The 26,610-nt window shown below is 56.6% G+C and carries 24 protein-coding genes and 1 tRNA gene; 7 read left to right on the top strand and 18 right to left on the bottom strand.

Translation table 11 applies throughout. The annotated features are described in order from the left end of the window. Positions 1 to 17 precede the first annotated feature (17 nt). The 3 genes from ACWKXX_RS01275 to ACWKXX_RS01265 form a co-directional block, all read right to left on the bottom strand. The gene (locus ACWKXX_RS01275; protein ID WP_015571209.1) at positions 18 to 305 is read right to left on the bottom strand and encodes a helix-turn-helix domain-containing protein; all 288 of its coding nucleotides are present in this window, start codon (positions 303 to 305) and stop codon (positions 18 to 20) included. Continuing rightward, positions 286 to 615: a type II toxin-antitoxin system RelE/ParE family toxin gene (locus ACWKXX_RS01270; RefSeq protein WP_017382553.1), complete on the bottom strand. Its 330-nt coding sequence runs from the start codon at positions 613 to 615 to the stop codon at positions 286 to 288. Before ACWKXX_RS01270 ends, ACWKXX_RS01275 begins: the two co-directional genes overlap by 20 nt. 139 nt (positions 616 to 754) lie before the next feature. Then, positions 755 to 1,624 (bottom strand): helix-turn-helix transcriptional regulator, encoded by an 870-nt coding sequence (locus ACWKXX_RS01265; RefSeq protein WP_017382554.1) that lies wholly within the window; start codon positions 1,622 to 1,624, stop codon positions 755 to 757. 107 nt (positions 1,625 to 1,731) lie between these two features. On the opposite strand from ACWKXX_RS01265, the gene ACWKXX_RS01260 reads away from it, so the two are divergent. Next, the gene (locus tag ACWKXX_RS01260) at positions 1,732 to 3,168 is read left to right on the top strand and encodes an MFS transporter (RefSeq protein ID WP_017382555.1); all 1,437 of its coding nucleotides are present in this window, start codon (positions 1,732 to 1,734) and stop codon (positions 3,166 to 3,168) included. Between the two features lie 67 nt (positions 3,169 to 3,235). Further along, positions 3,236 to 4,480 (top strand): mechanosensitive ion channel family protein, encoded by a 1,245-nt coding sequence (locus ACWKXX_RS01255; protein WP_015571212.1) that lies wholly within the window; start codon positions 3,236 to 3,238, stop codon positions 4,478 to 4,480. Here ACWKXX_RS01255 and ACWKXX_RS01250 read toward each other — a convergent pair whose 3' ends face one another. The 9 genes from ACWKXX_RS01250 to ACWKXX_RS01210 form a co-directional block, all read right to left on the bottom strand. After that, complete coding sequence (locus ACWKXX_RS01250; protein ID WP_015571213.1) at positions 4,481 to 5,452, bottom strand: LacI family DNA-binding transcriptional regulator; 972 nt, start codon at positions 5,450 to 5,452, stop codon at positions 4,481 to 4,483. A gap of 75 nt (positions 5,453 to 5,527) precedes the next feature. After that, positions 5,528 to 6,670 carry a Gfo/Idh/MocA family protein gene (locus ACWKXX_RS01245; RefSeq protein ID WP_032620131.1) on the bottom strand — a complete coding sequence of 381 codons (1,143 nt, stop codon included), beginning with the start codon at positions 6,668 to 6,670 and terminating at the stop codon, positions 5,528 to 5,530. After that, on the bottom strand, positions 6,663 to 7,688 hold the full coding sequence (locus tag ACWKXX_RS01240; protein ID WP_032620133.1) for a sugar phosphate isomerase/epimerase family protein: 1,026 nt from the start codon (positions 7,686 to 7,688) through the stop codon (positions 6,663 to 6,665). Before ACWKXX_RS01240 ends, ACWKXX_RS01245 begins: the two co-directional genes overlap by 8 nt. Positions 7,689 to 7,703: 15 nt before the next feature. After that, complete coding sequence (locus tag ACWKXX_RS01235; RefSeq protein WP_261666396.1) at positions 7,704 to 8,939, bottom strand: MFS transporter; 1,236 nt, start codon at positions 8,937 to 8,939, stop codon at positions 7,704 to 7,706. Between the two features lie 294 nt (positions 8,940 to 9,233). After that, complete coding sequence (pheP, locus tag ACWKXX_RS01230) at positions 9,234 to 10,622, bottom strand: phenylalanine transporter (protein ID WP_017382559.1); 1,389 nt, start codon at positions 10,620 to 10,622, stop codon at positions 9,234 to 9,236. Positions 10,623 to 10,724: 102 nt separating this feature from the next. Beyond that, a complete protein-coding gene (locus tag ACWKXX_RS01225) occupies positions 10,725 to 12,698 on the bottom strand; it encodes a PhoX family protein (protein ID WP_045348589.1) in 1,974 nt (657 codons plus the stop codon). Positions 12,699 to 12,825: 127 nt separating this feature from the next. Further along, complete coding sequence (locus ACWKXX_RS01220) at positions 12,826 to 15,009, bottom strand: TonB-dependent receptor (RefSeq protein WP_017382561.1); 2,184 nt, start codon at positions 15,007 to 15,009, stop codon at positions 12,826 to 12,828. A gap of 200 nt (positions 15,010 to 15,209) precedes the next feature. Next, complete coding sequence (gene yahO / locus ACWKXX_RS01215) at positions 15,210 to 15,485, bottom strand: DUF1471 family periplasmic protein YahO (RefSeq protein WP_015571217.1); 276 nt, start codon at positions 15,483 to 15,485, stop codon at positions 15,210 to 15,212. 225 nt (positions 15,486 to 15,710) lie between these two features. Beyond that, positions 15,711 to 15,787 (bottom strand) — tRNA-Arg (locus ACWKXX_RS01210). A gap of 303 nt (positions 15,788 to 16,090) precedes the next feature. Between ACWKXX_RS01210 and ACWKXX_RS01205 the strand changes: the two genes are divergently transcribed. From ACWKXX_RS01205 to fimZ, 3 genes are all read left to right on the top strand, one after another. Then, positions 16,091 to 16,753 (top strand): EAL domain-containing protein, encoded by a 663-nt coding sequence (locus tag ACWKXX_RS01205; protein WP_017383241.1) that lies wholly within the window; start codon positions 16,091 to 16,093, stop codon positions 16,751 to 16,753. Positions 16,754 to 16,777: 24 nt separating this feature from the next. Further along, positions 16,778 to 17,494, top strand: coding sequence for a helix-turn-helix transcriptional regulator (locus tag ACWKXX_RS01200; protein ID WP_017383240.1), 717 nt, complete (start codon positions 16,778 to 16,780; stop codon positions 17,492 to 17,494). An 809-nt stretch (positions 17,495 to 18,303) separates the two neighbouring features. Continuing rightward, positions 18,304 to 18,936, top strand: a complete 633-nt coding sequence (gene fimZ, locus ACWKXX_RS01195; RefSeq protein WP_003858901.1) for a fimbria biosynthesis transcriptional regulator FimZ — start codon at positions 18,304 to 18,306, stop codon at positions 18,934 to 18,936. A 50-nt stretch (positions 18,937 to 18,986) separates the two neighbouring features. Here fimZ and sfmF read toward each other — a convergent pair whose 3' ends face one another. From sfmF to fimA, 6 genes are all read right to left on the bottom strand, one after another. After that, positions 18,987 to 19,508: a fimbria assembly protein gene (gene sfmF, locus ACWKXX_RS01190; protein ID WP_017383239.1), complete on the bottom strand. Its 522-nt coding sequence runs from the start codon at positions 19,506 to 19,508 to the stop codon at positions 18,987 to 18,989. Between the two features lie 9 nt (positions 19,509 to 19,517). Then, positions 19,518 to 20,525 carry a type 1 fimbria D-mannose specific adhesin FimH gene (gene fimH / locus ACWKXX_RS01185; RefSeq protein WP_047063265.1) on the bottom strand — a complete coding sequence of 336 codons (1,008 nt, stop codon included), beginning with the start codon at positions 20,523 to 20,525 and terminating at the stop codon, positions 19,518 to 19,520. Continuing rightward, positions 20,518 to 23,076, bottom strand: a complete 2,559-nt coding sequence (locus ACWKXX_RS01180) for a fimbrial biogenesis usher protein (RefSeq protein WP_015571221.1) — start codon at positions 23,074 to 23,076, stop codon at positions 20,518 to 20,520. Before ACWKXX_RS01180 ends, fimH begins: the two co-directional genes overlap by 8 nt. A gap of 14 nt (positions 23,077 to 23,090) precedes the next feature. Then, positions 23,091 to 23,783 (bottom strand): type 1 fimbria chaperone FimC, encoded by a 693-nt coding sequence (gene fimC / locus ACWKXX_RS01175; RefSeq protein ID WP_015571222.1) that lies wholly within the window; start codon positions 23,781 to 23,783, stop codon positions 23,091 to 23,093. Positions 23,784 to 23,817: 34 nt separating this feature from the next. Continuing rightward, complete coding sequence (gene fimI / locus ACWKXX_RS01170; protein WP_017383235.1) at positions 23,818 to 24,360, bottom strand: type 1 fimbrial protein subunit FimI; 543 nt, start codon at positions 24,358 to 24,360, stop codon at positions 23,818 to 23,820. A 69-nt stretch (positions 24,361 to 24,429) separates the two neighbouring features. Then, positions 24,430 to 24,993, bottom strand: a complete 564-nt coding sequence (gene fimA / locus ACWKXX_RS01165; RefSeq protein WP_454540756.1) for a type 1 fimbrial major subunit FimA — start codon at positions 24,991 to 24,993, stop codon at positions 24,430 to 24,432. Between the two features lie 310 nt (positions 24,994 to 25,303). Here fimA and folD point away from each other — a divergent pair, with 310 nt between their 5' ends. After that, positions 25,304 to 26,170 carry a bifunctional methylenetetrahydrofolate dehydrogenase/methenyltetrahydrofolate cyclohydrolase FolD gene (folD, locus tag ACWKXX_RS01160; protein ID WP_006809817.1) on the top strand — a complete coding sequence of 289 codons (867 nt, stop codon included), beginning with the start codon at positions 25,304 to 25,306 and terminating at the stop codon, positions 26,168 to 26,170. Between the two features lie 2 nt (positions 26,171 to 26,172). Next, the gene (gene ybcJ, locus ACWKXX_RS01155) at positions 26,173 to 26,385 is read left to right on the top strand and encodes a ribosome-associated protein YbcJ (RefSeq protein ID WP_017694378.1); all 213 of its coding nucleotides are present in this window, start codon (positions 26,173 to 26,175) and stop codon (positions 26,383 to 26,385) included. The last annotated feature ends 225 nt before the right edge of the window (positions 26,386 to 26,610 follow it).

Raw genomic sequence — 26,610 nt, 5'->3', positions numbered from 1 at the left:
TATCGGCGTGCCCGTTTTCAGTAAAGCGTTATCTGCGGATGCTTTACCCCGCACACCAGCGCATAACGCGTTAATGTATCGAGACTCGCCCGGGTAATATTTGCTTCCATTCGTGATACCGTCGGTGCGCTGACGCCCATCCGCTCCGCCACCTGGGCGCGCGTCAGACCAGCATGATTGCGCCATTGCGCCAGCATCTCCCGCAGACGCTCCTTGCGCTCTTCTGCATCAAAGGAAGCCTGTACCTCTGAATCGCTTAACAGTTCAGCTCTGAGTTCGTCCCAGTCAATAATCTTTTTGCTCATCCAACATCTCCTGTTGTCGTTTCAGTGCCAGACGGAGTTCAGCAGAGGGCGTTTTTTGCGTCTTCTTGATAAACACCCGCAGCAGAAAAATGGTTCTTTCCCGCTGATAAACGTAGATCCCACGAGTATGGATCAGCCCGACGGTTCGGATTTCGAACAAACCATTGGGTAAGGGTTTGCTGTCAGGTTCACGCAATACTGTCGGGTTGTTGCGTAATTTATCAAGCTGGCGAATCAGCTTCGCCTGTACTCCCGCAGGCAATGAGAGGATCTCCTCCCTGACTGCCGCATGAACGATAAGTCTGAACACTGTATTTCATCCCTGATAATATTAGCATGTAAGGCAATTTGCATTAAAGGCTAATTTTGCCTTTCGTGATTCACCTTACCAGCTTATTCCAGGCAGGACCGGATCCGCGTTGATTCCCTCAAAGCCCCTCGCAAAAAACTTATTTCCCCTGCTCCGCCAGCCACGCCATCGCCCTCTCCCCTGCCTCATCCACGGGTAAATAGACCAGCAGCCGCGATCCGTTTCGCGGGGCGGAGTACCAGTACATCTGCTGGAGATGAAAATCCCCCAGCTCGGGATGGGTAAACAGCTTGAGCTGGTTCTCCACGCCGCGCACGTCGTTACGCTGGTGCCACAGGGTTTTGAACTCTTCGGACACCGCAAAAAAACGCGCCAGCTTCGCTTCCCAGAGCGGGTCACCACGGTGCTCAGCCATGGCCGCGCGGAAGTAGGAGACGAAAATCGGCAGCACGTCGTCACGTTTGCCGAGCCGCGCGCGCCACGCCGGATGGGTGAGGAACAGGTAAATACAGTTGCGATCTTCCGGCGGGATGGCGTTGAAATCGACGCCCATCAGGTGTCCGAAGCTGTCGTTCCAGGCCACGATATCGAAATTCGGTTTCTGAATACTGGCTGGTTTCGGCATCAGGGTATCCAGCAGGCGACGCGTGCCTTCGCTGATCCCCTCGCAGCACACCGCCTGCGGGGCTTCGCCCGGCGGCAAACCGGCGAGCACAAAAAGATGCCGGGCTTCGGTCGGGGTGCATTGCAGCGCTTTTGCGATGGCGGCCATCACCGCGCTGGACGGATTGACGTCCCGGCCCTGTTCCAGCCAGGTGTACCAGGTCACGCCGACATCCGCGAGCATCGCCACCTCCTCCCGGCGCAGGCCCGGCGTGCGGCGGCGGCCGCTGCGCGGTAAGCCGAGCCGCTGCGGATCGAGGCTTTCGCGCCGGGCACGCAAAAACGCGCCCAGCTGCTTGCGGGTGTCATCCTGAAGAGAGGTGACAGGTTCAGACATCAGCGCCATAACATCTCCTGCATGGTAGTGTCAGTACCAGTATAAGCAAGAACTGGTACCCGTTTATCAGATGGTTGATGCTACGACTCTACGCTGTTTGACGCAATGGAGTCACCATGAATACGTCAGTTGTTTCACCGGGTCGTGCGGGCCTGATACTGCTGTTAACCGGCCAGATGCTGCCGCTGATTGATACCTCAATCACCAACGTGGCGCTGGATTCCATCACCCATTCGTTACACGCCACCGCCACCGAACTGGAGCTGATCGTCGCCCTCTACGGCGTGGCCTTTGCCGTCTGCCTGGCCCCCGGCAGCAAGCTGGGCGATAACCTTGGCCGCCGTCGCCTGTTTATGTGGGGCGTGGCGTGTTTTGGCCTGGCCTCGCTGCTGTGCGGCATGGCGGGCAATATCGAACAGTTGCTTGGCGCGCGCATTCTTCAGGGCGCGGGCGCCGCGCTGATCATGCCGCAAATTCTCGCGACGTTGCATGTGACGTTAAAAGGAACGGCACACGCCAGGGCGATCAGCCTGTTCGGGGGTATCGGCGGAATTGCATTTATCGTCGGCCAGATGGGTGGCGGCTGGCTGGTGTCGGCGGACATCGCCGGGCTGGGCTGGCGCAACGCCTTCTTTATCAACGTGCCGATTTGTCTGGTGGTGCTGGCGCTGAGCCGTCGCTACGTGCCGGAAACCCGCCGCGACACGCCGTCGCGCATTGACTGGACCGGGACTGTCCTGCTGACGGCAATACTGTGCTGTCTGCTGTTCCCGATGGCGCTCGGCCCGCAGTGGCACTGGTCGTGGCCGCTGAAAGCCGCACTGCTGGCGATTGTACCGCTGGCCTGTTTGATGGTGCTGAACGCGCGCAAAAAAGAGCGTGAGAATGCCCACCCGCTCATCGCGCCGCGCCTGTTGCAGCTGCGCAGCATCCGCTTTGGCGTGCTGATCGGGATACTCTTTTTCAGCGTCTGGTCCGGGTTCATGTTCTGTATGGCGCTGACCATGCAAAGCGGTCTGGGGATGGCGCCGTGGCAGTCCGGGAACAGCTTTATCGCGCTTGGCGTCACCTATTTTATTTCTGCCTGGTTCGCCCCACGCCTGATTGCCCGCTACAGCACCAGCGCCATCCTGCTGACCGGGCTTGCGATTCAGCTTGTCGGCCTGGTGGCGTTGATCGCCACGTTCCGTCACTGGGGAATGCAGAATACCGCGCTGACGCTGGCCCCGGCCACCGGGCTGGTGGGTTACGGGCAGGCGCTGATTGTAAACAGCTTCTACCGTATCGGGATGCGCGATATTCAGCCTGACGACGCGGGGGCCGCGAGCGCGATTTTAAGCACGCTGCAACAGGCTGCGCTGGGGCTTGGCCCGGCCATTTTCGGCGCGATTTTGCTGCACGGGCTGCAAAATCATCACGGAGATTATACCCAGGCGGTCAACGTCTTCCTGATGGTGGAAACGGCCATGATGGTGGTGCTGGCGCTGGTCACGCTGCGTATGCGTCATCGTCTGTGTTTACCGGTCGTCAAGGCCTGTCCGGCGACAAAATAAAACTGCCTGAATTTGCATAATAGATCCGCAGCCGCCATTATGGGGCTGCATCAATACAGGAGACGTTATGCAGGAATTAATTGCTCAGGTTGAAGAGTTAGGGATTGAAATTAATCACACCACCTCTTTAGTGATTATCTTTGGTATTATTTTTCTTACGGCCATTATCGTTCATTTTATTCTGCACAAAGTGGTGCTGCGCGCATTCGAGAAACGCGCCCAGGCCAGCAGTCATTTATGGTTGCAGATCATTACGCAGAACAAATTATTTCACCGTCTGGCGTTTACCCTCCAGGGGATAATCGTCAACGTTCAGGCGGTTCTGTGGCTGCAAAAAGGCAGCGAAGCGGCGGAATTACTCACCACCTGCGCGAAATTGTGGGTGATGGTTTATGCCCTGCTCTCCTTCTTCTCGTTGCTGGACGTGATTTTCAATCTGTCGCAGAAAATGGCTACCGCCTCGCAGCTGCCGCTGAAGGGGATATTCCAGGGCGTTAAGCTGGTGAGTGCCATTCTGGTGGGGATACTGATTATCTCCCTGCTGATCGGTCAGTCACCCGCCATTCTGATAAGCGGCCTGGGTGCAATGGCTGCCGTTCTGATGCTGGTCTTTAAAGACCCGATACTCGGCCTGGTGGCGGGTATTCAGCTCTCCGCCAACGACATGCTCAAGCTCGGCGACTGGCTGGAGATGCCGAAGTACGGCGCCAACGGCACGGTGACGGACATCGGCCTGACCACCGTGAAAGTGCGCAATTTCGATAACACCATCACCACCATCCCGACGTGGGCGCTGGTGTCCGATGCGTTCATCAACTGGAGCGGCATGTCCGCCTCCGGCGGACGCCGCATCAAGCGCAGCCTGAATATCGATACCACCAGCATTCATTTCCTCGACGAGCAGGAGCAGCAGAAGCTGATTCAGGCGAAACTGCTGAAGCCGTATCTGGCGGCGCGTCATGAGGAAATTAACCTGTGGAATCAGCAGAACGGCGAAGGGGAATCGGTATTAAACCTGCGCAAGATGACCAATATCGGCACCTTCCGTGCCTACCTGAATGAATATCTGCGTAACCACCCGCGCATTCGCAAAGATATGACGCTGATGGTGCGCCAGCTCGCGCCGGATGCCAACGGGCTGCCGATTGAAATATATGCCTTTACCAACACGGTGATCTGGGCGGAATACGAAGATATTCAGGCCGACATCTTCGATCATATTTTCGCGGTGGTAGATGAATTTGGCCTGCGTATTCACCAGTCGCCAACCGGAAACGATATTCGCTCGCTGGCTGGCGTCATCGCCAGATAATCAGGAGCTGGCGCGGGAAATAAAGCGCCAGTCCATCATGACCCTTTCCGTGGGCGCATCCGGGTTGTCGATCTTATTTAACAGCAGATTGACCGCCTTGCGCCCGATATCCCGCGACGGCTGTTCAATAGTGGTGAGTGAAATCATCTCCGCCAGCTCAGTGCCGTCAAAGCCGACCACCGCGATATCTTCTGGCACCCGCAGCCCTGCCTGCTGAATGGCGCGCAGCGCCCCCGCCGCCAGCGTATCGGAAACGGCAAACACCGCATCCGGCGGGTTTGCTTTTAACAGATTTTGCATCGCCGCCATGCCCGCACCAGAGCTGAGCTCACTGGCGTACTCCACCGCCTGATAATCCAGATCCCGCAGGTGTATGACGCTCTTATAGCCGCGCTCGCGCAGACGGGCATATTTGTAGCTGAGGTCGTGGTTGATGAGCGCAATGCGTTTGCGTCCCCCGTCGGCAAGCTGGCTGACAACGTGCTGGGAGGCATCAACATCATTAATCCCCACGCAGGAGACCGCGCCCGCATCGGCGTATTCAGCGCACTGCACCCACGGCGCGTTGCCAATCAGCGCGGCCAGCTCCGGCAGTTTCGAGAATGCATCCATGGTGATAATGCCGTCGACGATTTTGCCGGAGAGCAGGCTTAAGCCCGAGCGGGAGCGCTCAATATCCGAGCCGGAGTTGCAAAGCAGAATGCGATAGCCGTTCTTTTCTGCCTCGGCTTCAATGCCCTTCACCACTTCGGCGCAGAACGGGTTGGCGATGTTCGAGACCATCACCAGGATCATATAGCTGCGGGCAGTGCGCAGCTGACGCGCCAGCAGATTGGGCTGATAGTTACTCTCCTGGATCGCCTGCAAAACGCGCTCGCGGTTTTTCGCCTTCACGGTATCGCTGTTATTCAGTACGCGGGAGACCGTTGCTACGGATACCCCGGCCAGTTGAGCGATTTTCTGAATTGACATAGCGACGATACATCCTGCGGTTAGCGTTTTGTGCAGGCTACCATAAATTGATTGCCCGGCGAACCGGGCAATGCGTCAGTATTCCACGCGCACCCAGCGCTGCTGCTGATGACTTTTCATAATCGCATCAATGATATACATCACACAGGCGCCATCGTGGAAGGTGGCAAACTGCGGATTATCCGGCATCGCGCCCGCCTGCACGGCACGGTAAAACTGCGCCATCATATTTTTAAAGGCATCCGGCCAGCCTTCAATGTGCCCGCCGGGGAAGTGGGCGCTGTCGGCCACGTCACGGTTCATAAGGCCCGGATCGTCGCAGAGTATCTGGTTTGCCCTGGCGCGATGGCCGACCCACAGCTGCTGCGGGATTTCCTGATCCCACGCCACCGACTGCTCGCTGCCGTTAATTTCAAAGGTCAGGCGATTTTTTCGCCCCGCGCTCACCTGCGAGACGCTAAAGCTGCCCTTGCTGCCGTCGTCAAAGCGGAACAGCACCGAGCCAAAGTCTTCGGTGGTGACCGGTTTGTCTTCATACTCCGCCTGCTCGTCATGGGAGAAGGTCTGATGACCGCCCGCGCTGGCCTTGCGCGTCGGCCAGACGGTGGATAAATCAGCCATCACCCCGGTAATACGCCTGCCGGTCACATACTGTACCGTATCGCACCAGTGGGAGCCGATGTCCGCCACCGCCCGCGACGCGCCGCCGAGCGCGGCATCCACCCGCCAGTTGTAGTCGGTTTCCAGCAGCATCCAGTCCTGTAAATAGCTGCCGTGCGAAGCAAACAGCCGCCCGAGGCTGCCCGCACGCATCATGCTCGCCGCCTGGCGCACCATCGCAAACTGGCGATAGACAAAACTCACGCCATGCACCACGCCTGCCTGCTCCGCCAGCGCCACCAGCTCGCGCGCCTCGTCCGGCGTCATGCACAGCGGCTTTTCGGAAAACACGTGCTTGCCCGCACGCAGGATCTGGCGGTTAATCTCCGCGTGCAGGTGGTTCGGCGTGCAGTTGTGCACCGCGTGCAGATTAGGGAGCGCGAGCAGTTCCTCCACGCTGGCACAGGCGTGCGGCACATTGAGCTGGTGCGCCTTTTCCTGCGCCTTAACGAGCGAGCCGTCACAGAGCGCGACCACCTGCACAAACCCGAGACGCCTGAGCGCCTCGATATGCGCCGGGCCAATAAACCCGCTGCCGATAATCCCGACGTTAATCATGGCTGCCCCCTGCGGCGAAATCATCAAACGCCCGTCCGGAAACCGGGATGATATGACGGCGGATAAATTCGCTGCCCTCACTCGCGCCGGTATCGCCATCCTTCAGGCAGCACTCCCACTCCAGCACCGCCCAGCCGTCGTAGTCGTACTGGGTCAGCTTGCTGAAAATGCCCTTAAAGTCGATCTGTCCGTCGCCGGGCGAGCGGAAGCGTCCGGCGCGGTTGATCCACGGCTGGTAGCCGCCGTAGACGCCGCTGCGCCCGCTGGGGCGGAACTCGGCGTCCTTCACGTGGAACGCTTTAATGCGCGCATGGTAGATATCAATAAAGGTCAGATAGTCCATCTGCTGGAGCAGCATATGGCTTGGATCGTAGAGAATATTACAGCGCGGATGGTTGTCGACCAGCGCCAGAAAACGCTCGAAGGTGACGCCGTCGTGCAGATCTTCCCCCGGATGCAGCTCAAAGCAGACGTCCACGCCCTGCTCGTCGAAGGTATCCAGAATCGGCCGCCAGCGGGTTGCCAGCGCCTGGAACGCCTCCTGAAAGCGCTGCTCGTTGTGCGGCGGCCACGGATAGAAAAACGGCCAGGCCAGCGATCCGGAGAAGGTAGCGTGCGCTTTCAGGCCTAATCGGGCCGAGGCGACCGCCGCCTGCTTCAGCTTTTCCGTCGCCCACGCCTGACGCGCCGCCTCGTTACCGCGCACGGAAGCAGGGGCGAAGTGGTCAAACGCCTCGCTGTAAACCGGGTTTACCGCCACAAGCTGCCCTTCCAGATGGGTCGACAGCTCGCTGATGACCAGCCCGTGCGCGGCCAGCTTGCCCGCGATTTCATCGCAGTAGGCCTGACTCTCTGCGGCTTTCTCCACATCAAAGATATGCGGATGGTTGCAGGGGATCTGCACCGCTTTGTAACCCTTCCCCGCCGCCCATCCTGCCAGCCCGTCGAGCGTGTTGAAGGGCGCTTCCCCGCCAATAAACTGCGACAGAAAAATGCCAGGTCCTTTCATTGTCCTCATACCACCTCCTGAACATTACGCCTTGTCATCGTCATACTTAAACGTGAGAAGGAAAATCAGCGCGATCGCCGCGGCAGCCACCGCCGGGATCCACCAGAATGTGACCCACGCCTGCGGCACGGTCTGCCCTGCCACCAGACGGTTGTAGAGCGCGCCGGAAATCTGCGAGCCGAGCAGCATGCCGATGCCGTAGGTGAACATCACGATCATGCTCTGCGCCTGACCTTTCACCTTTTCGCCCGCCACGCGGTCGGTATAGATAAAGCCGACGACAAAGAAGAAATCGTAGCAGACGCCGTGGAGCAGAATGCCGAGATACAGCAGAATGCGCCCCTCCTCGCTGACGCCCAGCGCGAACATGGCATAACGCACGAACCACGCCAGCATGCCGATCAGCAGCATATATTTCACGCCCAGGCGGCGGAACAGCAGAGGGATGACCAACATGAAGACGATCTCAGACATCTGCCCGAAGGACATGGCGGTGCTGACGTCGGCAATCCCGGCATCCGCCAGATACGAGGCGGTGTAGGCGTAGTAGGTGCCGAGCGGGACGGAGATCAGCATCGCGCAGACGGAGAAGACGAAGAAGTGGCGGGTTTTAAGCAGCGCGAAGGCGTCCGCGCAGAAGAGATCCCGCACCTTTACCGGCAGGCCTTTCGCCGGGGCGGGCGTGTGCGGCAGCGTCAGGCTGTAGAGCGCCAGCAGCACGGAGCTTATCGCCGCCACCTGGAAGATGGTGACGCTGGACGCCACGCCGGTGACGCCGATGAAAATGCCCGCCGCGATCCAGCCGATGGTGCCGAACACGCGCACTACCGGGAAGGTTTTATCCACGTTCGCCAGGCTGTGAAACGCAATGTTGTTGGTCAGCGCCAGCGTCGGCATATAGCAGAGCGTGTAGCCAAACAGCAGGCCAATCAGCAGCGCGCCGTTCTCAGCAATCAGCGCCCCCGGCACGAACCAGAGGATCGCCGCGCCCGCGAGGTGCATCACCGCCATCACCTTCTGCGAGGCAAAGAAGCGGTCCACCAGCATCCCGAGCACGAACGGCGAAAGAATGGAAGCGATAGGCCCGGCAGAGAACGCGTCGCCAATCAGCAAAGACATGTTGTGCTGGCTCATCACCAGGCCAAGCGTGACCGACCAGCTACCCCAGATAAAAAATTGCAGAAACATCATCAGCGACAGACGCGGCACCAGCAGCCGGTGCTGTGTTATCGCCTTTTCACTACTCTCAGTTGACACCATGATAAGCCTCACCCGGAAAAAGTAATCGATTACAAATTCGTTCAAATGAAAAGTAATCGATTACAAAATAAAGATCCTGTGGATCGAAACAGAATTGGGAGAGGGGTCACGATAAAGGTGAAGGGGAGGTGCCGGGTGACGGCTGCGCCTTACCCGGCCTACTAAATAACGTCCCCGAACATGTAGGCCCGGTAAGCGCAGCGCCACCGGGCGTGAAGGCGGGTGCGGTCTGGTTTGGTGCGGTCTGGTGCCCTCACCCCGGCCCTCTCCCACAGGGAGAGGGAGAAAACCGCGCTACTTTTTGCGTGAAAGCTTAAATGCGATAAACAGGAACACCACCCACACCGGCAGCAGCATCGCTGACAGGCGCATCTCATCCATGGTGCACATCAGCACCAGAATCAGGCCGAGGAAGGCGATACAGAGGTAGTTCCCCGCCGGATAGAGCAGCGCTTTAAACTGCGTCTCGCGCCCCTTGCGTCGCATCGCCGCGCGGAAGCGAAGGTGCGCCAGGCAGATCATGATCCAGTTCAGCAGCAGCGTGGCGACAACCAGCGCCATCAGCAGGCCAAACGCCTCTTTCGGCAGCAGATAGTTAATCAGCACCACCAGCGAGGTGATAGCGCCAGAAAGGAACAGCGAATTGATCGGCACGCCGCGACGGCTGACGCGGGTGAGGAACTTCGGCGCGTTGCCCTGTACGGAGAGGCCAAACAGCATGCGGCTGTTGGAGTAAACCCCGCTGTTGTAAACCGACAATGACGCCACGAGAATGACGAAGTTCAGCGCCGAAGCCACCACGTTACTGTTCAAATCGTGGAAAATCATCACGAACGGGCTACTGTCAGATTTCACTTCTACCCACGGATAGAGCGCCAGCAGCACCACCAGCGAGCCGATATAGAACAGCAGGATACGGTACACCACCTGGTTGACCGCTTTCGGAATGCTTTTGTGCGGATCGCGCGCTTCAGCTGCGGTGATGCCAATCAGCTCCAGCCCGCCGAAGGAGAACATAATGACCGCCAGCGAGAGGATCAGCCCTTTCCAGCCGGTCGCCAGAAAGCCGCCGTGCTGCCAAAGGTTGTCGATGCTTGCACGCTCGCCGCCGTGACCGGAGAACAGCAGCCACAGGCCAAAGCCGATCATGCCAATAATCGCCAGCACCTTGATCAGCGCAAACCAGAACTCGGTCTCGCCATACAGGCGCACGTTCACAAGGTTAACGGCGTTAATGATGATGAAGAAGGCCGCGGCCCAAATCCACGTCGGCACGTCCGGGAGCCAGTACTGCATATAGATGCCGGCGGCGGTCAGCTCTGCCATGCCCACCAGCACGAACATCACCCAGTAGTTCCAGCCGGAGAGGAAGCCTGCGAACGGCCCCCAGTATTTATAGGCAAAGTGTGCGAAGGAGCCGGACACCGGCTCTTCAACGACCATCTCGCCGAGCTGGCGCATGATCAGGAAGGCGATAATCCCGGCGATAGCGTAACCCAGCAGAACCGCCGGGCCAGCCATTTGAATGGCGGGGCCGATGCCGAGAAACAGCCCGGTACCGATCGCGCCGCCAAGGGCAATTAACTGAATATGTCGATTTTGCAAACCACGTTGCAGCGTCGGACTCTGATCCGACGAAGCTTCAGCGCTACCATGGCCTGAAGCGGATGACGCGTCTTTCACGCCCTACCCCTGTCTCTTTTTTAGAAGGGGCACGTTTTAACACTTCATGCTGGTGGTAGCAAGCTTAACGCCGGGCCAGCGCATGCGCCCGGCGGATAAACGTCACGACCCGATGATCCCGCCGTCCGCTTTGGTAATCACCACCGTTGACGATCGCGGACGCCCGTTCGGGCTGGCGTCTGGCCAGTTGGAAACAGCGCGCGGATTGGCCGGGTCGGTAATATCATCCCCGCCCTCCCCCGGATGCTGAATGTTGATAAACAGCGTGCGGTTGTCCGGCGTAAACGCAATGCCGGTGATTTCACATCCGCGCGGCCCGGTCAGGAAACGGCGATACTCGTTGGTGCCTGGAATGGTGGCGACCATCTGGTTATTGCCCATCCCCTCGTACGCTTTCTTATTGATGGTGCTGGAGGAGACGTCGGTCTGGATCCACAGGACGCCCTGGTGATCGAACGACAACCCATCCGGGCTGCCGAATGCCGCGCCCTGCATGGAGCCTTTGGCCTTCGGATCGTCGCCGTCGGTGCGCCCGGCCATAACCAGAATATCCCACTTAAAGCGTGCGGCGGCAGGATCGGCACCCTCTTCGTGCCAGTGCATGATGTGACCAAACACGTTGTTGGCGCGCGGGTTAGCGGCATCGACCGGTGCCTTCCCCTCTTTACCGCGATCGCTGTTGTTGGTGAGCGTACAGTAGACGCTGCCGCTGGCGTGCGGATCGACGGCAATCCACTCGGGACGATCCATTTTCGTTGCCCCCACCGCGTCGGCCGCCAGGCGGGTTTTGATCAGCAGATCGCCCTGGCTTTCAAACCCGTTGCTTTTATCCAGGCCGTTTTGCCCGAAGATCAGCGGCAGCCAGTCGCCGCTTCCGTCCTGGTTGAACCTGGCGACGTACAGCGTGCCGGACGTCAGCAGCTGCATATTGGCTTCCCGGTTCGCGGGATCGTATTTTTTGTCGGAGACAAACTTATAGATGTACTCAAACTTCTGGTCGTCGCCCATGTAGACCACCACGCGATTATCGGCGGCAAGCGTGACGGCGGCCCCCTCATGCTTGAAGCGGCCCAGCGCGGTGTGCTTGCGCGGGGTGGAGGTCGGGTTGAAGGGATCGATCTCCACCACCCAGCCGAAACGGTTGGGTTCGTTAGGGGTTTTATCGACGCTAAACCGCTCATCCACCTCGTTCCAGCGATAGGACTCATCGCTGTCGCTGATGCCGTAGCGTTTTTCCAGCGGATTGAGATCGGCTTTTTTCACAAAAATGTCCGACCAGTTCTCCTCGCAGGTGAGATAGGTGCCCCACGGCGTGTGGCCGTTGGCGCAGTTCTGCATGGTGCCCAGAACGCGTTCCCCCTGCGGATCGGCGGCGGTTTTCATTAACTCCTGATGCCGCGCCGGGCCGGTAAGCTGCATCGGCGTATTGACGGTAATACGCCGGGCGAAGGAAGACGGACGCACCACCTCCCAGCCGCTGCCCGTTTTTTTCACTTCCACCACCGACACGCCCATCGCGTTCTGCCCCTTGCGGGCTTTATCGAGGCTCCAGTTCGCCGTACCGTCGGTAAACAGCATCCCGTTATCGATGTATTCATGGTTCAGCGCCAGCAGGCCATGTTCCGGGTTTTGCGCCCCCTGCGGCAGGCTAAACCACGCCATGCCGTCGTGGTGCATGCCCGCCTGCACAGCCTGTTCGTCTGTGGTATTACTGGCGTCCGGCTTAAATGCCGGCATGTTGTCTTTGATTCCCGTCGGATCACCCCAGCGATAGAACGGGCGGGCAATATAGCCTTCTGGCACCCTGACCGTGTCTTCCGTGGAGACGTCGATGCTGGTAAAGCCCAGGGAAACCGCTTTTGCCAGCGCGGAAGGCTTCGATACCGCGGCAATGGCATTTTCGGGTGTGATCAGATACGGGAATGATACGGCGGCCCCCGCTACGGCCCCCATCTGGAGAAAACGGCGGCGGGAGAGGAACACCTCTGCAACCTCGGAGAATACCGGGTTAGCGCTGCGGTTACTGATATCGTCGCGATGTTCTTTTTTAAATACGGATTTGAGGGGTCTGCCCATAGCGGCTTCCTGTCATTGGCCAAGAGGTAAGGATGTGGCGACCAGTGTAAGAAGCTTTTATTACAATTTTATAACACGACAACGAAGGGATTGGGGCGTCCCTGCCCCGGATAACGAGGTGGAACGCTTAGAACTCGTAGCCAACCGAGACCTTAAAGGTACGCGGCTCGCCCTGAGTGATGTAAGTACCGGAATCGTCCACGCTTGACCAGTAGTTCTCGTTGGTCACGTTGTCGATGCCTGCCCGCACGGTCATCTGGTTTTCATTGTGGTTCACCGCGAAGCGATAGCGCATGCCCAGATCCAGCGTGGTGTAGCTGTCCAGCTTTTTGGTGTTCGCAAGATCGGCATACTGCGTGCCGGAGTGGTTAACGCGTGCGGTCGCCGTCAGGCCTTCAATCGGCTTGATATCGTACTCTGCGCCCAGCACGGCGTAGAAGCTCGGAATACCGATCGCATCGTTGCCCTGATTGACGCCGTTTTTGGTTTTGGTCAGCTCGGCCTGCAACCAGGTGGCGCTGGCATTCAGACGCATCCCAAGCATTGGCTCGCCGAAGACGTTCAGCTCCACGCCGCGGTTACGCTGTTCTGCATCCAGGCCGTAGTGACCGCTGTCGTCAAGGATCGCCGACGGCATTTTGATCTCAAACAGCGCCAGGGAGCCGCCCACGCGGCCAAAGTCCGCCTTTACGCCCACTTCGTTCTGCTTAGAGTGCACGATACCGGTGCTCTGGCCGTAGTTAGTAGCAGTGTTCGGCGCAGTTTCACCGGGCTGTAACGCCTCGGTGTGGTTGGCGTAGAGGGAAATTTCCTCCCACGGTTTATAGACTACGCCGTAGGTTGGCATCCAGCGGCTGCCGTCGAAACCGTCCGCGTCGTTTTCCGCGCCGGTGATTTTGTTGTACCCGCGGATGACAACTTTCTGATGACGTGCGCCTGCGGTGAACAGCAGCTTGTCGTCCAGTACGCCCAGCGTATCGCTCAGCAGCCAGCCCTGGGTACGGGTGCGCCCGCTGGTCAGCGGATCGCTGTATTTCCCGCCTAAGCCGTTGAAGTTAGTGCTGTCCGGCATATCAACGCCGGTGTTGTGATAGATGTTGGTGGTCGGATTATCCGCCGCCGCCGACATTTTCCACGCGATTTTTTCGTTTTTGGTCATCGCTGAATACCCGACGTTGACCTTGTGCGAGACAAAACCGGTGTCAAAGTTACCGCGAATGCCCGCCATGCCGCTGACGGAATCGCTGATGCGGTTGGTATCAAGGCGGCTGACCGTCGCATTACCGCTCTTATCGAGGAGCTTCGGCGCGCTGTAGATCCCTTCTTCGTGCGCGTGCTGCGCGCCGAGACCGGTATATGCCGTCCAGCTATCGGTGATGTCATACTCGCTGCGCCACATCCCGAACTCGTTTTCGATATCGCTGTAGGCCCACTTCTGCGAGAAGTTGCGATCGTTCTTCGGCGGCTCAGGCACAAAGTCCACCGCCGAGATGTTGACGCTGGTTGGGCTGCCGTGGAAGGTTTTTTTCTGGTAGCCCAGGTCCAGCGAGGTGCGGAAGCGGTCGCCTTTGTAATCCAGGCCGGTGGAGAGCAGCGTGGTGCGGCGGCGGTCGTTCGGCACGCCGGTTTCCCCTTCGCGATGCACGAGGTTCACGCGCGCGCCAAACTGGTCGTTATCGCCAAAGCGACGACCCGCATCCAGCGTGGTGCCAATCTGGGAATCCGAGGTGTAGTCAACGCCCACTTTCGCCTGCGGGGTGTCGCCCGCGTGTTTGGGCTCAAGGTTGATCATCCCGCCCACGCCGGAGCTTGCTGCACCGTTCATCAGGGAGTTGGCCCCTTTGAAGATCTCGATGCGGTCGACCATCTGGGCATCCACCACCTGACGCGGCAGCACCCCGGACAATCCGCCAAAGGTCATATCGTCGCCGTCAAACTTCAGGCCGCGAATGCGGAAGGTTTCCGCGCTGTTGCCGTAACCCTGAACAAATTGCACGCCCGCGTCGTTGGCAACCACGTCAGCAATGGTTTTTGCCTGCTGATCTTCCACCAGCTTCGAGGTGTAGCTGATGATGTTGAACGGCACGTCCATGGCGTTCTGCTGACCGAGCATACCCATGCGCCCGCCGTTCGCCACCTGGCCGTCGAGGAAGGCTGGAAGCAGCTGGTCACCACCGGGTTTGAAATCACTCCCCGCCGTGGACTGGACCACGATGGTGTCCTCTTTTTTCTCATCCGCCGCAAAAGCGGAGTGTGTAACCGCGCCGATGGCAATCGCCAGCAGCGTTTTGTGCATTGTGGTGTTGTTCATAATGAGCTCTTAACGTGCGCGCAAAAATGACCCGTTGTCGGGCCTTAAAAGTTATTAAAAGAAATGCAAATGAGAACTATACGCATTATGAATGCGTAATCAAGTGTCAACGGACATCTCTGAGCGAGAAGAGACAAGAAACAAGGCTGGCGGGAGGTATGGCGCGCAACCACCCCGAAACAGGGGTGGTTGCTAAGGCATTATTTTTTCTTGAAAATATCGGCGGTACCGTGAATTTTGTTGTTGGTGTTGCCGGAAGTCAGCACCAGAACATCAGCACCTTCTTTATCGGCTTTCTCGATCAGCTCTTTTTTCGCGTCGTCTACCGAGACTTCATTGGAAGTGCTAACCGTACCGATTTTTTCATACTGTGATTCCACTTTCTCAAACTCGTTTTTCGTCAGCAGTTCAGCCGCAAAGGTATTGGTGGTAAACAGAAATGCAGCGCCCATCAAAATAGCAGTCGTTTTTTTCATAACCTTTTTCCTTGAGATTAATCAGCAACTACGAAAAGCCCCACGAGTAAGAGTGAGGTGATATGAGCATGGTAGAGGAATAGCAAAATTGCCATAGGGTAAGAAAAATACTGTTATAACAGTCAATTGTGCTGTGAAAAATGTGCGTTAACGCTACTTTCGCGAGGGGTATTTCATGGAGAAAATCAGCAGGACGTCGCGCAGGCGGCAATCTGTGAAATTTAATGGCACGCCCTGTAGGATTCGAACCTACGACCTACGGCTTAGAAGGCCGTTGCTCTATCCAACTGAGCTAAGGGCGCACGGAGAAGAGTGTACTTCGCGGTGGTGAAACGCCTGGAATTATACGGTCAATGCGTAGTGAGTCAATGCCTTTTCCGCCTTCTCTGGCGATAATGACTAGCTGATTGTAAATACGGCTGTTTTTTCAACATTTATCCCTCTTTTACGGGCTGCGAAAAGGCTTAGCCGCTTTTAAGTAACGCCTGCTGTTTTCCTGTTTACTTCACCTTCACACTGTCCAGCGGTAACCCGGCCGCCTGGAGGCTGGAAGTGAACAGGACGACGGAGTGACAGCGCCAGACCAGACAGGTTTTCCCTCGTGCGTGCAGCACATCTCACACGATATTACAGGCATTAAGCTTGAACCCATTGTCGCCCTCTCATCTTCGCGCACGGTGGGGGCCGAAGTGCTCAGCGTGCTGTCGCCGCATCAGCAAAACGAAAGCTTTTTCCAGGACTGGTCCGCCGCCCGGGCGCTTATGCTGCTGGAAGCACAGATCGCCGCGTTAAAAAACCCCTTCCCCTGTGACAACCTTTTCATAAATTTGCCGATAACCGTTCTGACCATACCGGAAATGTTCCAGCGTTTACTGCAACTTAACAGCCCACCGCTGAACATTGAACTCGTGGAGCCTGCCTCGTTCTTTACACTCTCAGACCCGGCGCGTCTGAGGGTGAGTTGTGCGCTTCAGCAGTTGACCGCGCGAGGACACCGGATCTGGCTGGATGATATTGATGAAGCGTCAGGACAAGCATTTTTATCCTGCCGCCTGCCATTAAGCGGAATAAAAATCGATAAGATCGCTTTCTGGCGTTTACGTGAAACGCAGGCGCTGACACAGCTGGTCACCCTTTGTTCAAAAATCGCTGCGAATGTGCTTATTGAAGGCATTGAAACAGAACGGGACCGTACTTGCGCGCTTCATGCTGGCGCGCGCTTCGGTCAGGGATATTATTGGCCATCCTGGAGATGGCAGGAGGACTGAACGGTCATCGCCAAGAGGGAAGCTATGCGAATGACAGTGCGCCGTTACCGGCGTCGTCGGACAGGAAGTGATTCACTGGGTTCTACGCACTCGCCTTTTGCTCTCCCATTTTTTGATCGTCTCGAATATTTGAGCCAGTCAATCAACCAGACCCGCAAAACCGATGCTCCCTTTATCATTCTGGTCACACAGGATAATTTTTTCCGTTCCGGTTTACTGAGCGGGCAGTCGCCCCTGAGCAATTGCTGCGACTATTCCACGCTGGAAGCCGCCCTCAGTGATTTAAATCACTGGCCTTCATCGCGTCTGGTAATAGACATTGAGAGCCGCGCCTCGCCGCTCATCGACCTGCTGGACCGATTACGCCGCCACAGCCTGTTCGCCCCCTACCTGACACCCTACCTGCTCGTCCGCGCCGATGATTATGATGCTCGCCTGTTTTGTAAAGCGGCTGGCCCTTTTCATGTGCTTGAACGCCAGCTAACGGCGCTGGCTATGCAACAAACCTTGCTGGAAGCACCGTCACCCGCCGGCAACCGCAAAGAGTGGTTTTCACGGGATGAATGGCCGATCTTACAGGCGCTGTCGCAGGGGAGCTCCTTGCGGCAGATCGCGCAGTTACAGAACCGCCCCTACAGCCGCATTATTTACCGTCTCAGCTGCATCCTGGCGAAACTTGGGCTGAATCATCGTCATGAGTTGCTACATCTTCTCAACAACCTCTCAGATTTCACGTATTAACGTATTCAGTAACTTCTTAATTCCTAAAGACCTTTAGGAAATTACTTAGGATGTATGTTAAATTTTTGTGTTTTTTAACAAAACTTTCGATTTTATAACTATTCCTAATTCCAGGTCTTAAACCATGCGAAATGCTGCCGGTACGCTCAACGAGAGTGATTTTATCCATGCCTTAAGGTTCTGGCGCTTCAGTTAACAGGATGATAATGGTGTAAAAACAAGCGATTCACCTGTAAAAGAATGCGATGAGAGGTGAAGAAAACAGCAGATAGTACTGTTCTGTTGTTGGGAACGGCAATTTGCCAGGAGGCGTTTGAAACGGAGAGATGACGCACGAAATGGCGGATTTCAGGGATGGCAGGCAGGCGGGATGTTGGTTGTCACAGTCTGCCCGCTGTTAACATTAATTTAACATACAGTAAAATCGTTTATTTTTTGTTATTACATAAAGATGAAAGTGTGTGGTAAATGCAATATCAGGACATTTTTGCTAATTTTAAAAAGTTAGTGATTCAGATCCAGAACATAATAATCAGCAATATATGGATATTAATTTACAGGCTTTTCGGACAATACTTAAACGGTATAATAAGACGTGTTTGACACGCGAATAAGAAAAATCATTTTGCCATAACCAGCCTTATGAGATAACTGCGCTGAGGCATTGATATCACCACTACGTAAACAAGGATGCTTTCGCTCTTCCCAGGGACATTTACCGTACAAGGATCTGCGCAATTATCCTTCCGGCTTTTCGAGAGTTTTAACAAAACTCAGCATAACGCTTTTAACAATCTGAGGCATAAAAAATGAAACCGGCATCCGTTATCATTATGGACGAACACCCTATCGTCAGAATGTCGATAGAAGTCCTGCTACAGAAAAATAAAAACATCCAGGTCAAACTGAAGTCAGGCGACAGCCACGAGGTGCTTGACTGTATACGCAACCACCCCATTGACCTGGTCATTCTCGATATTGAAATGACGGGCACGGATGGGTTCGTATTACTGAAAAGAATCAGGAACTTAAATAAAGACATTAAGGTTCTTTTCCTCTCTTCGAAATCTGAAGCCTTCTACGCAGGACGCGCCATCCGCGCCGGGGCAAATGGTTTTGTCAGTAAGCGAAAAGATCTGGGGGAAATTTATAACGCGGTGGAAATGATCCTGACGGGCTATTCCTTCTTCCCCTCAGAAACATTGAGTTTTATAAACCATCTGGGCTCGCGGACGGGCGCCGCTGTGGATATGCCATTATCAAATCGTGAAGTGACGGTTCTGCGATATCTGGCGAACGGATTATCTAATAAGGAGATTGCGGATCAATTATTACTTAGCAACAAAACAATTAGCGCCCATAAGTCTAATATCTTTTCCAAGCTGGGCGTGCAAAGTATCGTTGAATTAATTGATTACGCGAAGGCGCACGAATTACTATAATCCTACCCTCTCCCTGCAACATATAACCGTTACAGGGAGAGTGGATACGATTAATTATAATTAATCATGAAAGTTGCATCGGCGTCAGCCCGTCCCGGCTGCGGGTTATCCGCCGTGGCGATATAATTGGCATAAAACGACAGTTCGGCATTTCCCTGCGCATCTACCGCCACCGTCTGGCTGGTCTGCTGCAACGCGAGGCGCGTTTTATCCCGGTCGAGGATCTCCACGGCCACGTTGCTGGCCGCGCTGGCATCATTCAGCGCCAGCAGGCTATTATCATGCCCGTCCATCTTCCCCGTAAATGTGACCGAAGCCGCCCCCGGCGGACATCCGGTCAGCTTCAGGGTGAACGGTACAGGCTGCGTCCGGCTCCCCGTTGTGCGAAGCTGTTTCGTGGGCCAGGTGCCGAGCGTGACGGTTTTATTGCTGTCGTCCCCCTCCGCCACGCAGGTAAAATCCACGATATTGCCGTAGAGCTGAATGTTAATTTCCCCAAGCGCCGTCTCTGCGTGTGCAGGGGAGCAAAGCGCAAAGAGCGCGACGGCTAAATACCGCATTCCGTTTCGCATACCTGCTCCTTAGTCGTAGTCGACGCGTAAATAGCCGCGAGAGGTAAAACGCCCCTCGGCAGGTTTTTTACCGGTTACGCTGACGGGCCACGCGCGGATCCCCACCTGCGCCTGAGCGCTGTCGTCCAGACGGAACGGGATTTTGCTGGTCAGGTTGTTGGGCGTCAGCGGCACGCCATTACTGTTGGCAATCACAAAACCCACATCCGCGTTATCGGAAACCAGCGCACTGCCTGAAACCTTCTCCGCTTCAACACGCATCGTGAGCATGGCGTTCGCCTCGACGTTGGTGCATTTGATGCCGATGGTTTTGCTTTGCGCTGAGATCCCCTCCGGCTTATTCCCGATGCCTGCTTTACTGAACAGGGAGGCGCCGATGTCTCCGAAATCGAACTCCACCACATTCCCGGCATTAATTTCACAGCTCTGAGGCACCTGAATAGTCCCGCTGTAGCTGATGGTATAAACCGGCGTGGTGAGCGGATCCGAGGAGGTCGTGGTGACGTAAACCCGGAACATGGTCGCCCGGGGGATCACCACCATATTGATAAAGCGTCGGGTCACTTTAAGCCGGAAGACGAGGCTGGAATCCTGTACGCCAAACGGTTTGTTTTTAGACACATTCGGGTGGCTCCCCATCTGGATGTAGCTTTTGGGCGGATAAAACGTGCCAGCGTAGCTGTCGGTAATTTTCATCGCCCCGTCCAGATAGTCGTTTAGCTTCAGATACTGGTAGCCATCGCTGGTGCCCGTAACAGGGAAATCGGTAACATAGCTGCGCTTGGTGGTGTTCCCGGACGTTCCCTTAGGGCAGACGGCGTTGACGCCCACCCACTGGGACTTCTCGCTGAGCGTGACAATCTGCCCCACCTGGTTATTGGAGCTGTTAAATTTATCCGTCAGGTCGTAATACACCTCCGTCGGCACGCCATTTTCATTGACGCAGACCGTGGCGAAGGCCTCAGATAGCGGAAAAAACGCCAGCAGGGATAGCCCCAGATAATGGATTTTATTCACAGCGGATCCCCTTAAGTGTGATCGCCTGTTGCAGGCTTTGTTCTGGCAGGCTGTAGGGCGCACGACACTGGGACTGTTTCCCGTCTCCCCACTGAATCAGCAGTTCTCCGCTCAGCGGCAGCCCGCTCAGGTAAATCTGACCGTCATCTCCCACCATGCTGGTTACGCCGCTCTGCGTCTCGCGTACCACCGCCCCAAACGGTACAGGCTGGTTATCACGCTTCACGGTGAGCAGCGCACGCACGCCGATGCGGGTGTCAAAACTGGCGCGCACCAGCGCACCGTTCGTCGGCACGACACTGGAAACGTTATTTTCAATGTCGGTGTTGTTGCTCATGGTGTTGGTGTCGAGCGCCACGCGGTTGTAACGGTACACCGTGGCGTACGGCATCACCGCATAGCCACGCCAGTCTGTTTTGACGCCGGTCTGGTTTTCGACGCTCACGCCTGACGCGCCCGGCGCTTTGATCAAGACGTTGGTATCGCCCAGCGGCTGACTGAATGTGATGCCGTCTGAATGCCCTACCACGCCGCCGGAGAGCTGCCAGTTGAGGTCGTGCTGATCCCGGGCGTAGTTGTAGCCCACGCCCAGCGTGCCGTACGTCGCCTGCCAGTTAGCGCTGGCGCTGCCGCTGGCACCGTTATTGCTGGTGTGACCCTGCGTGACGCTGTAGTTCAGGTTACGATCCTGGAGCAGCGTTCCGCTGATCCCGGTCTGCCAGCTGGTATCACCATCGCTGTTACGGCTGGCAGAGGCTGTGGCATAGGCCCGGTCGATCGCGTTATCGCGACGGTAGCCGTGACGGGTGAACAGGCTGAACGGGACGGAGACGTTGAACGAGGCGATCCGGTCGGTTCCGTCAATGCCGACGGCCTTGTTCCACGACCAGGATAAGGCGTAGCTGACCCCTTTCACCCCGCCCGCGTAGCCAAGCTGATACCAGACGTTGGATTCGCTGGTGCCCCAGTAACTCTGCTGGCTGCCCGACACGTACACCGAGCCGTAATCGCCGAGAGACTGGGAGATATTGAGCTGGAAACGCCCTTTTTTATTCAGCGTCAGGTTGTGATAGCTCTGCACGTCCGGCACGCCGTCATCGTCCTGATCGTCGCCATACTGGTAGCCTTCCATTGTGCGCCAGGCCACATCGTCGAGGGTGTAGAAGCCTTTGGTCGAGTAGCGATAGCCCAGCAGCTGGAAGTTGGTGCCGAATCCGTTAAGGGATTTTGCGTACAGGAACCGCAGGGACTGCCCTTCATGGCGGCTGTCATCGGCAAGCTGGCTGCGGGCATGGGTGAGATCAAGTGAAACCGCCCCCCAGTCACCGAGGTTTTTACCCGCGCCAATAGCGATGGCAGTATAGCGCGAGGCCAGCTGCGTTCCGCCGTACAGCGTGTAGCCGTCGGCAAGACCCGCAATCATCGTACCCTGAGTAAAGAACGGCGTGTCCTGCTCGCTGTTGCCGCTGCGATAGTCCCCTGCCACCAGATCGTATTTCCAGCGTCCTTCACGCTGGAGCAGCGGAACGGTGGAATACGGGACGGTGTAGCGCTGCTGGCTGCCGTCCTTCTCTTCCACCGTCACCTCCAGGTCACCGCTTGAGGAGGTCGGGTTAAGATCAGTTATCGCAAAAGCCCCCGGCTGCACATAGCTCTGGTAAATCACGTATCCGTTCTGGCGGATCACCACTTTGGCAGGGGTGCGGGCGATTCCGCGCACGGTAGGCGCGTAACCTTGCAGGCTGTCCGGGTACATACTGTCGGACGAATAGAGGCGACCACCGCGAAAACCAACGCTGTCGAAGACATCGTTACCGGTGTTGCTGTCGCCAAGCACCAGCTCGCTTTTCAGCGGGATGATCGTACGCTGCGCCCAGGTACCAATATTTTGCCAGCTGCTGTGCCGCTGGCCGTTGCTTTCGGTATAACGCCACGCGCCGTTATTGCGTAATCGCCAGGCGCCATAGTTCAACCCGCTTTGCAGGTTCAGATAGTAGCTGTCGTCGTCGCTGCCCCGGTTGCCGGTAAAGCTGTAGTTCAGCAGCGCGGCGGGGATGCCTTCATCCCACTGTTCAGGCGGAATATACCCGCGGGCGCTGTTTTGCATCGCCACCTGAGGCAGGCTGACGTTCAGGCGCAACGAGGCGAAGTTGAACGCCGTTTCGCTGCCCGGAATAGCCGTGGTGAGCGGAACGCAGGTATCGCCCTGCACGTTGCTCAGTTCCGGGAAGGCGGCGATATTGACCCCAAAGCGATCGAGCATCGCGCGCGTAATGCACGGCGACAAACCGCCCGCGACCGGCGGCGTGTTGTCAGCTTGCTCAAACCGCACGTCCTGCGTGCCGATAAACTCATCGTTACGCCAGATATCGACGCGATAGACGCCCGGTGCCTGCTGGTGGCCTTTTTCAAAACGCGACAAATCCGCCACGTTCGCCGTGTCATCGGAGAGAAACGCCGGGTTAAAGTAGCTTTCGCCCCAGCCAGCGAGTGGCCAGAGCGTTGCCATCAGTGCCAGCGCAACCGGGCAGTAACGCCATTGAGTGTTCATCGCCCTGTCTCTGCTCACAGGCTGACGCTACGCGCCGGCGTAATGGCGCCATAGTCATTCACACTCTGCCAGGAGAGCGTGCCGCTCGCAGCGGCAGGCAGCACCTGCTGCGCCGAGCTTTTAGGAGCAACCATCAGGTTATCCAGCGTCTGACCGCCGAGCTTCAGATTGACCAGCGTGACGTAATACGGCGAGGCATTGCTCACCTTAAGATGGTTGCCGACGCGCTCAAAGCGCAGCTGTGAGAGCGCCTCTTCCGGCGGCATCGCCAGGTTAGCCGGGCGAACAAACAGCTTGATACGTGACAGAATAGCCAGTTGCAGGACGTTGTTGCCGTCCTGATGTTTTTTGCTGACGGAGGGAATCGCTTTGACGTTCATGTAAAAGAGCGATTCGCGATCGGCAGGCAGCGCCGGGCCTGCGTAGATAATGCGCAGGGTGTTTTCGCTGGCCGGCTCGCTGACAAACAGCGGCGGCGTGACGGCAAAGGTTTTTTCCTTTTGCCCGTTGGCATTTTCTATCCACGCGTTAATTAAATAGCGCTCTTGTTTATTGCTGTTGGTGATCGCCAGCGACGTTTGTTTGGCATCGGCCGGATAAATAACGCGCGTCGCGCCCAGCGCAATTCCGCCGGACGCATTCGCGCTGGCAGAAACCATCATCAAAATAAAAGCTAAAAACAGTCCAGGTTTAATCAGGGTGTTCATCACAACCGTACCTTTAATAATTAGTTCGCAGGCGTCAGGGATAAATCAACGTAAACCAGACATTCGACTGAATAGTGCCTGGTACAAGGTGTTCGGAAATTGCCCGGTAGCGGGCGCTGAAATGAAATACCAGCTCGCGGGTGTCAATGGGTAACCAGCTCACCGCCGTCGCGTTCGGGATGATCTGACGTTGCTGTTCGTCAAAAAGCGCCAGCCCGACACCACTGCTGACCGCATTTTCCCCCGGCCGCGATGTCGCCAGGAAAACCTGCGGATCTTCTGCCGGTGTCACTCCCTGGAACTGGATCCCCACGGTGCGGGAGACGTCCACGCTGCAATCCAGCAGACGTACGGTGAAAGGCACATTAACCGTGGAAAAGCTGCCGACGCCGGAAAAGGCGTTTGTGCGGTATTGCCCCATATCCACGCGCATATTCTGGCTGTCCGGGGCCACGGCGCAGCCGCCGTTAACCAGCTCTCCCCTGAGGTGTACTTTGCCGCCGTCTATGACCACGGTATGTGCGTTTACCGCTGAGGCAATCGCAAGGGCACACAGCAGTATCCCAGTCCTTGTCATCCTTCGCTCCCGGTATAGGCGATCAAAAGACCTCTTCCCTGAGGCCAGCCACATCCCTGTACTCAGTCATTACTCGTATTTCATTACGAATGTTGCGTCCGCGTTTGCCTGGCCTGGCTCGGTGGTCGCCGCCGTGGCTTTATAGCGCGCGGTGAAGTTCAGGGTGTTAGTCCCTTCAATCAGGTTCTGCGCCGCAGAGAAGGTGGCGCCGTCCGGGGTCAGCGTGGAGGATTTGCTGTCGAGGATCTCAATACCCACGCCCTTCGCGGAGTTGTCGTTATTACCGGAGCTTACCGCCAGCAGCGTTTTGTCGGTGGCGTCGATCTGGCCGGTAAACGCGACAGCAGCGGTTTTCGCTACCGCAGGATCGCAGTCGTTCAGTTCGATGGTGAACGGAATATTGGAGGTGGTGTCACCTACTTTAGTGAATTTCGCGGTACGGTACTGGCCAAGATTAACCGTCTGCTCTGAAGAGTCAGTATTCACTGAGCACGCGGCATTCACTAATTCACCTTTAAAATGCACCGTACCACCGTTTACAGATACAGGCGTGGTAGTATCTTCTGCGTGAGCGGCACCCGCGACCAGGGCCAGAGTTGCAATAACAGTAGAAGCAATGTTGCTGAGTTCCATGTCTATTCCTTTAAAATGTAAATAACCCTTCCCGCGCATATTCGGGAATAAGAAATACGATCAATTAAAAAATTGAAGGCTTATTTCGGAGAGGACAAAGTAGCTCAGGAATCTATTTTGTAATATGTCAAAACGCTGCCATTTTGCCAGGTCACATCCTAATCACCTCTAAGAAATTGACCATGCCCTGAGAAGGGATTTTGCGGGACATCGATGAAATCTCGTAAAGGGTGACTGACAGCGGCGCTCGCTTCTGACAAAATACAGGCAATCCCTCCTTTCTAACGTTACAGACGGAATCTTCTCTCTGATGGCAGCAAAGATTATTGACGGTAAAACGATTGCGCAGCAGGTGCGCTCTGAGGTTGCGGAAAAAGTGAAGGCGCGTAAAGCCGCCGGATTTCGCGCCCCCGGGCTGGCCGTTGTGCTGGTTGGCAGCAACCCGGCTTCGCAAATTTATGTCGGCAGCAAACGCAAAGCGTGTGAAGAGGTGGGGTTCGTCTCCCGCTCTTACGATCTGCCGGAAACCACCAGCGAAGCGGAACTGCTGGAACTGATCGACACTCTGAATGCCGATAAGGAGATCGACGGCATCCTGGTTCAGCTGCCGCTGCCTGCGGGCATTGACAACGTGAAGGTGCTGGAGCGCATCGCGCCGGACAAAGACGTTGACGGTTTCCATCCGTATAACGTAGGCCGACTGTGCCAGCGCGCGCCACGCCTGCGTCCGTGCACCCCGCGCGGCATCGTGACGCTGCTGGAGCGTTATAACATCGATACCTACGGCCTCAACGCCGTGGTGATTGGCGCCTCCAACATCGTGGGCCGCCCGATGAGCATGGAGCTGCTGCTGGCGGGCTGTACCACCACCGTTACCCACCGCTTCACTAAAAACCTGCGTCACCACGTCGAAAACGCCGATCTGCTGATCGTTGCGGTCGGCAAGCCGGGCTTTATTCCGGGCGAGTGGATCAAAGAGGGCGCAATCGTCGTGGACGTGGGTATTAACCGTCTGGAAAATGGCAAAGTGGTCGGCGACGTGGTGTATGAAGATGCCGCAGCGCGCGCATCCTATATCACTCCGGTCCCGGGCGGCGTAGGCCCGATGACGGTAGCAACACTGATTCAGAATACCTTGCAGGCGTGCGAGGAGTATCACGACGTAGAGGACGCGTAATCATGGCAACTTTTTCTTTAGGTAAACATCCGCACGTTGAGCTGTGCGATCTGCTGAAGCTGGAAGGCTGGAGCGAAAGCGGTGCGCAGGCGAAGATCGTCATCGCCGACGGGCAGGTAAAAGTAGACGGCGCGGTGGAAACCCGCAAGCGCTGCAAAATTGTCGCGGGTCAGACCGTGAGCTTTGCAGGTCAGAGCGTGACCGTGACGGCGTAAGCTGTCTGATGCCCGGTGGCGCTGCGCTTACCGGGCCTACGTACGGTCTCCGTTTGTAAGCCGGGTAAGGCGAAGCCGCCACCCGGCAATTTCTCTCACAATCCCCTCACACCCATCACGGTTAATTATCGATCAACTTCAAATAATCACTATTCCCTCTGGCGAAATGTGAAATTTAAGTTGCGCGATTTTCAGACTTTCCTCACGATAAGTAGAACGTTCTAC

This window comes from Enterobacter sp. UPMP2061 (assembly GCF_053709615.1).
Note: the sequence above shows the minus strand (reverse complement) of the source record. Positions and strands in the feature narration are given on the sequence as shown.

What these genes read in the sequence shown, in the direction of transcription:
- ACWKXX_RS01275 (WP_015571209.1), bottom strand. Translation starts at nt 305, where the DNA reads ATGAGCAAAAAGATTATTGACTGGGACGAACTCAGAGCTGAACTGTTA.
- ACWKXX_RS01265 (WP_017382554.1), bottom strand. Translation starts at nt 1,624, where the DNA reads ATGGCGCTGATGTCTGAACCTGTCACCTCTCTTCAGGATGACACCCGC.
- ACWKXX_RS01260 (WP_017382555.1), top strand. Translation starts at nt 1,732, where the DNA reads ATGAATACGTCAGTTGTTTCACCGGGTCGTGCGGGCCTGATACTGCTG.
- ACWKXX_RS01255 (WP_015571212.1), top strand. Translation starts at nt 3,236, where the DNA reads ATGCAGGAATTAATTGCTCAGGTTGAAGAGTTAGGGATTGAAATTAAT.
- ACWKXX_RS01250 (WP_015571213.1), bottom strand. Translation starts at nt 5,452, where the DNA reads ATGTCAATTCAGAAAATCGCTCAACTGGCCGGGGTATCCGTAGCAACG.
- ACWKXX_RS01245 (WP_032620131.1), bottom strand. Translation starts at nt 6,670, where the DNA reads ATGATTAACGTCGGGATTATCGGCAGCGGGTTTATTGGCCCGGCGCAT.
- ACWKXX_RS01240 (WP_032620133.1), bottom strand. Translation starts at nt 7,688, where the DNA reads ATGAGGACAATGAAAGGACCTGGCATTTTTCTGTCGCAGTTTATTGGC.
- ACWKXX_RS01235 (WP_261666396.1), bottom strand. Translation starts at nt 8,939, where the DNA reads ATGGTGTCAACTGAGAGTAGTGAAAAGGCGATAACACAGCACCGGCTG.
- ACWKXX_RS01225 (WP_045348589.1), bottom strand. Translation starts at nt 12,698, where the DNA reads ATGGGCAGACCCCTCAAATCCGTATTTAAAAAAGAACATCGCGACGAT.
- ACWKXX_RS01220 (WP_017382561.1), bottom strand. Translation starts at nt 15,009, where the DNA reads ATGAACAACACCACAATGCACAAAACGCTGCTGGCGATTGCCATCGGC.
- yahO (WP_015571217.1), bottom strand. Translation starts at nt 15,485, where the DNA reads ATGAAAAAAACGACTGCTATTTTGATGGGCGCTGCATTTCTGTTTACC.
- ACWKXX_RS01200 (WP_017383240.1), top strand. Translation starts at nt 16,778, where the DNA reads ATGCGAATGACAGTGCGCCGTTACCGGCGTCGTCGGACAGGAAGTGAT.
- fimZ (WP_003858901.1), top strand. Translation starts at nt 18,304, where the DNA reads ATGAAACCGGCATCCGTTATCATTATGGACGAACACCCTATCGTCAGA.
- sfmF (WP_017383239.1), bottom strand. Translation starts at nt 19,508, where the DNA reads ATGCGAAACGGAATGCGGTATTTAGCCGTCGCGCTCTTTGCGCTTTGC.
- ACWKXX_RS01180 (WP_015571221.1), bottom strand. Translation starts at nt 23,076, where the DNA reads ATGAACACTCAATGGCGTTACTGCCCGGTTGCGCTGGCACTGATGGCA.
- fimC (WP_015571222.1), bottom strand. Translation starts at nt 23,783, where the DNA reads ATGAACACCCTGATTAAACCTGGACTGTTTTTAGCTTTTATTTTGATG.
- fimI (WP_017383235.1), bottom strand. Translation starts at nt 24,360, where the DNA reads ATGACAAGGACTGGGATACTGCTGTGTGCCCTTGCGATTGCCTCAGCG.
- fimA (WP_454540756.1), bottom strand. Translation starts at nt 24,993, where the DNA reads ATGGAACTCAGCAACATTGCTTCTACTGTTATTGCAACTCTGGCCCTG.
- folD (WP_006809817.1), top strand. Translation starts at nt 25,304, where the DNA reads ATGGCAGCAAAGATTATTGACGGTAAAACGATTGCGCAGCAGGTGCGC.
- ybcJ (WP_017694378.1), top strand. Translation starts at nt 26,173, where the DNA reads ATGGCAACTTTTTCTTTAGGTAAACATCCGCACGTTGAGCTGTGCGAT.